The organism is Roseovarius sp., from assembly GCF_018066915.1.
Classification (GTDB): Bacteria; Pseudomonadota; Alphaproteobacteria; order Rhodobacterales; family Rhodobacteraceae; genus Roseovarius.
On sequence record NZ_JAGPVV010000236.1, the window covers coordinates 1 to 5,003 of the forward strand.

6 protein-coding genes and 1 other RNA gene are annotated in these 5,003 nt (G+C 66.3%); all 7 read left to right on the forward strand.

All coding sequences use genetic code 11. The annotated features are described in order from the left end of the window. Positions 1 to 1,264 (forward strand): Asp-tRNA(Asn)/Glu-tRNA(Gln) amidotransferase subunit GatA (gene gatA / locus KBT70_RS13195; protein ID WP_296634298.1); only part of this gene is annotated, 1,264 nt, incomplete at its 5' end. 37 nt (positions 1,265 to 1,301) lie between these two features. After that, the gene (locus KBT70_RS13200) at positions 1,302 to 2,030 is read left to right on the forward strand and encodes a hypothetical protein (RefSeq protein ID WP_296634301.1); all 729 of its coding nucleotides are present in this window, start codon (positions 1,302 to 1,304) and stop codon (positions 2,028 to 2,030) included. A 64-nt stretch (positions 2,031 to 2,094) separates the two neighbouring features. Continuing rightward, complete coding sequence (locus KBT70_RS13205; protein WP_296634313.1) at positions 2,095 to 2,727, forward strand: N-acetylmuramoyl-L-alanine amidase; 633 nt, start codon at positions 2,095 to 2,097, stop codon at positions 2,725 to 2,727. A 12-nt stretch (positions 2,728 to 2,739) separates the two neighbouring features. Continuing rightward, positions 2,740 to 3,153, forward strand: an RNA gene (gene rnpB / locus KBT70_RS13210) — RNase P RNA component class A. Positions 3,154 to 3,187: 34 nt separating this feature from the next. Then, a complete protein-coding gene (locus KBT70_RS13215; protein WP_296634304.1) occupies positions 3,188 to 3,694 on the forward strand; it encodes a DUF2244 domain-containing protein in 507 nt (168 codons plus the stop codon). A gap of 43 nt (positions 3,695 to 3,737) precedes the next feature. After that, positions 3,738 to 4,517, forward strand: coding sequence for a 23S rRNA (adenine(2030)-N(6))-methyltransferase RlmJ (rlmJ, locus tag KBT70_RS13220; protein WP_296634307.1), 780 nt, complete (start codon positions 3,738 to 3,740; stop codon positions 4,515 to 4,517). A gap of 141 nt (positions 4,518 to 4,658) precedes the next feature. Further along, positions 4,659 to 5,003 (forward strand): hypothetical protein (locus KBT70_RS13225; RefSeq protein ID WP_296634310.1); only part of this gene is annotated, 345 nt, incomplete at its 3' end.

The window sequence follows — 5,003 nt, forward strand, 5'->3', positions numbered from 1 at the left end:
GGGCATCAAGGACCTCTTTTGCACCAAGGGCGTGCCCTCTCAGGCCGCAAGCCGGATTTTGCAGGGGTTCCGCCCGGAATACGAATCGACCGTGACGCAGAACCTCTTTGATGCGGGCGCGGTCATGCTGGGCAAGCTCAATATGGACGAATTTGCCATGGGGTCCTCGAACGAGACCTCGTGCTATGGCAATGCCGTCAACCCGTGGCGGCGCGGCAATGACGCGGTGGCGCTGACGCCCGGTGGCTCGTCGGGCGGGTCGGCGAGTGCCGTGGCCGCCGACCTCTGTTTGGGCGCGACCGGCACCGATACCGGCGGCTCGATCCGCCAGCCTGCGGCCTTTACCGGCATCACGGGCATCAAGCCCACCTATGGGCGCTGCTCGCGCTGGGGGATCGTGGCCTTTGCCTCGTCGCTCGATCAGGCCGGGCCGATGACCAAGACGGTGCGCGACAGCGCCATCATGCTGGGGGCCATGTGTGGGCATGATCCCAAGGACAGCACCTCGGCTGATATTCCCGTGCCCGATTTCGAGGCGATGCTGACGGGAGATATTCGTGGCAAGGTGATCGGCATCCCGCGCGAATACCGGATGGAGGGTATGCCCTCTGAGATCGAAAAGCTGTGGTCTGACGGGGCCGACATGCTGCGCGATGCGGGCGCAGAGATCCGCGATATCAGCCTGCCGCATACGAAATATGCGCTGCCGGCCTATTACGTGATTGCGCCTGCTGAGGCGTCCAGCAATCTCGCGCGTTATGATGGGGTGCGCTATGGCCACCGGGCCAAGCTGGCGCAGGGCGATGGCATCACGGAAATGTATGAGAAAACCCGCGCCGAGGGCTTTGGCGCAGAGGTGCAGCGCCGCGTGATGGTGGGCACCTATGTTTTGTCAGCCGGGTTCTATGACGCCTATTACAATCGTGCCCGCCGGGTGCGCGCGCTGATCAAGCGCGACTTTGACGAGGCATTTGCCGCTGGTGTCGACGCGATCCTGACACCGGCCACGCCAAGCGCCGCCTTTGGTTTGGGCGAGATGACCGATGCCGATCCGGTGCAGATGTATCTCAACGACGTCTTTACCGTGACCGTCAATCTGGCGGGGCTGCCGGGCATTGCAGTGCCCACCGGGCTGGATGGCAAGGGTTTGCCGCTCGGGCTGCAACTGATTGGGCGGCCTTGGGAAGAAGGTGATCTGCTCAACACCGCCTATGCGCTGGAGTCGGCTGCGGGCTTTGTGGCCAAGCCCGCGAAATGGTGGTAAGGCGCGGGTCGAAACGGCTTTTGGCAGGATGAAAGACATGCGGTTCACTCTTGGTTTGGTTGCTCTGATGGCGCTGGTGGCCTGTGCCCCCGCCGTGCCCGATAGTGGTGCCGGGGTCGGCTTTCAGAACTATGACAGCTTTGAGCGTGAAAAGGCCGCGCGCGAGGCGGCGCTGGCGCGTGGTGCCCTGCCGCCGCCCGATGCGGTGTCGTCCGAGCCGCTGAGTGCCACGGGGCAGACCACGGCCGGTGCCGACGATGCCGCCACCATTGCCGCCGAAGCGCGCGCCGCCCTTGATGCGGCGGCGGCCAACTCTGGTGTCGAGCCGGTGAATGCCAGCCCCTCGAACCCGCCCCCTGCGGTCGAGAATTCCGCCGGGATTTCGCAAGAGAACAACTTTGACGCCGTAGGGGCCGAGCGCTCGATCGCCGAGGATGCCGCGCGCATCGCCAACAACCGCGCGCAATATCAGGTGGTGCAGCCGCAAGCGATCGGCAGCCGTCCGAGCGACGTGGGCCCCAATATCGTTGACTATGCGCTGAGCACGAAACATGCCGTGGGCACGCCGGTCTATCGCCGCATGGGGATCAACGCCGCCTCGAAGTTCGAGCGCAATTGCGCGCAATACCCCTCTGCCGATCAGGCGCAGTTGGATTTCCTGCGGCGCGGCGGGCCGGAAAAGGACCGTCAGGGGCTTGACCCCGATGGCGATGGCTATGCCTGCAACTGGGACCCGCGCCCGTTCCGCAACGCGGTGCGCGGCTGAACCTGCGGTGATCCGGCACCCGTCGCCCAATTTCGGCCCGCGCCGGGGCGACGCGCGGCCAGACATGATCGTTCTCCATTACACCGCGATGGCCACGCCCGAGGCGGCGCTCGAGCGGCTTTGTGATCCGGTGGCCGAGGTATCGGCGCATTACCTCATTTGCCCACGGGGGCGCGTTTGGCATATGGTCGACGAGGCCGCGCGCGCCTGGCATGCCGGGGCCGGTCAGTGGGGGGATGTTACGGACGTCAATTCGCGCTCCATCGGGATTGAGCTGGCCAATACCGGTGCAGAGCCTTTTCCCGAGCCGCAGATGGCGGCGCTCGAGGCGCTCTTGGGCGCAGTCATGGCGCGCTGGGCTATTGCACCCGCGCGCGTCATCGCCCATTCCGACATGGCCCCGGCGCGCAAAGGCGATCCCGGGCCGCGGTTTGACTGGCGGCGACTGGCGCGGCAGGGCCTCTCGATCTGGCCCGAGGGCGGGGCAGGGGATGCGGCCACGCCTGCGCAATTCGCCCGCGATGCCGCACGCTTTGGCTATGTCCGGGCCGAGGGCGTCAGCGATGCCGACATCCTGCGCGCCTTTCGCCTGCGGTTTCGCCCGCATGTCACGGGGCCGCTGGACCCACAGGATTGCGCGATGATGGCGGACCTCGCCGCACGCTTCGCCGTTGACCGCGCGCGCCCAAGCGCCTAAGTCAGCCCTTGCGCGGAGGGCCGGATGGCCGCGGCACCTGCAAGGGTGACGAGGAAAGTCCGGACTCCACAAGACAACGGTGCCGGGTAACGCCCGGCTGGGGTAACCCAAGGGAAAGCGCCACAGAGAAGAGACCGCCCCCGAGTGATCTGGGGTAAGGGTGAAACGGTGGGGTAAGAGCCCACCGCGGGACGGGCAACCGGACCGGCACGGCAAGCCCCACCGGGAGCAATGCCAAATAGGGACCGCGCGCGGGGGCAGGTCCTGGACCCAGGTCCGGGATACCGCCCGCAGGCACGTCTTGGCCCGGCGGTCCGGGTTGGCAGCTAGAGGGGCGTTGGCAACAGCGTCCCAAGAGGAATGGTCATCCAGCCCCGGACCCCGGTTCGGGGGGGACAGAATCCGGCTTACAGGCTCTCCGCGCCCTTTTCATTTTCCACCGGCGGGTTAAAACCCCGACATGCCGTATGAATGGACAGACCCTCACCCCGAGGCCGACACAGATGTGACCCTCTCGCTCTGGCCGCACCGGTCATTGCCGCGCCGGGGCTTTGCCGCCTTTGTGCTGGCCACGTTCACGCTGATCACCGTGCCGCTCTATCCTCTGTTGGGGACGGCGGTGCTCTGGGGGTTGTTGCCGTTTCTGCTCTTGGCGGTGGCGGGGATGTGGTGGGCGCTGGAACACAGCTATCGCACCGCGCGGTTGACCGAGGTTTTGACCATCGCGCCCGAAGAGGTGCATCTGGTGCGCACCAACCCGCGCGGTGATGTGCAGGAATGGGCCTGCAACCGCTATTGGGCGCAGGTCACCATGCATGACACGGGCGGGCCGGTGGCGCATTACCTGACGCTCAAAGGGGCCGGGCGCGAGGTCGAGATCGGGGCGTTCTTGTCCGAAGAGGAGCGTATGGCGCTTTACGGCGAATTGCTCCGCGCGCTGCGCCCGCCTACGCCAATCGCGGGGTAGGCGCCCCCTTGTCAGGCGCGCCCGCGACCTGCTACCAACCGCCATGCTCAGCTATCAGCACCATTACCACGCGGGCAATCCGGCGGATGTCCACAAGCACGCGGCCCTTGCGTGGGTCCTGTCCTATCTGTGCCAAAAGCCGAAACCGCTCAGCTATATCGAGACCCACGCCGGGCGCGGGCTCTATGATCTGGGCGATGCCGCGGCGCTGAAAACCGGCGAGGCGGCGCAGGGTGTCAAGCGGCTTGAGGCGCGCTTTGCCGCCGATCACCCCTATCGCCGCTGCCTGACCCAGACCCGCGCGGCGCATGGTGCCACCGCCTATCCCGGCTCGCCGCTGATGGCTGCCCTATCCTTGCGCAGCGTGGACCGCCTGCATCTGGCCGAATTGCACCCCGGAGAGCACGCGCATCTGCGCCGCAATCTCGCGGGCTATGATGTGAGCATCCGCCAGCAGGACGGGTTCGAGATGGCGCAGGAAATCTGCCCTCCCACACCCCGGCGCGGCCTTTTGCTCGCGGACCCCAGCTATGAGGTCAAGACCGAGTATGACAGCATCCCGAGACACTTCGCCCAGATCGCCCGCAAATGGAACGTGGGTATTCTCATGCTCTGGTATCCGATCCTGACGAGCGGGGCGCATGAAGGGATGCTGACCCACCTCGGCGCGGCCTTCCCCGAGGGCCTGCGCCACGAGGTCCGCTTCCCCCCGGTGCGCGCCGGGCACCGGATGCTGGGCTCCGGCCTATTTGTGGTCAACCCGCCCTATGGGTTGGAGGGGGAACTCGCGCGGATAACAGAGGTGTTCGCGGCGAGAGGGTGAGGGGCGGCCATGGTCCCGCCCCACCACACGCACCGTCATCCTCGGGCCTGACCCGAGGATCTCTTGCCCCCGAAAACCTCCCCCTTGCCCCAAAGCCCCGATCCCGCCAAGGTTGCGACGAGGTTCGGTAAGGGTGCGCGCATGGAACAGACAGATTTGACCATCACTCTGCCGCTCAGCGCGCAGCAGGGGCAGATCATTCTTCTTGCGCTGGGCATTGCCGTGGCCAGCGTGATCGTCTGGGCCGCGACAGAAACGGAAACCCGCAAACCGGGACCATTGGCCCTGCTCAAGGCCTTTGGCTGGGCGATGGTGCCGATCTGGCTGTTGCTCTTTGGTGGCACGCTCTGGCAGGTCTGGCAGATGCTGTCGGGCGGGGGCACGGCGCTGTCGGGCACACCCTCGCTCGGAGCGGGCGCTTTGGTAGCGGCGCTTCTGGGCGCACCCTTTGTGGTCTGGGGCACGGTGCTGAAGCAGCGCACGGTG

Coding starts and splice junctions, on each gene's coding strand:
- rlmJ (WP_296634307.1), top strand. CDS start 3,738: ATGCTCAGCTATCAGCACCATTACCACGCGGGCAATCCGGCGGATGTC.
- KBT70_RS13205 (WP_296634313.1), top strand. CDS start 2,095: ATGATCGTTCTCCATTACACCGCGATGGCCACGCCCGAGGCGGCGCTC.
- KBT70_RS13215 (WP_296634304.1), top strand. CDS start 3,188: ATGCCGTATGAATGGACAGACCCTCACCCCGAGGCCGACACAGATGTG.
- KBT70_RS13200 (WP_296634301.1), top strand. CDS start 1,302: ATGCGGTTCACTCTTGGTTTGGTTGCTCTGATGGCGCTGGTGGCCTGT.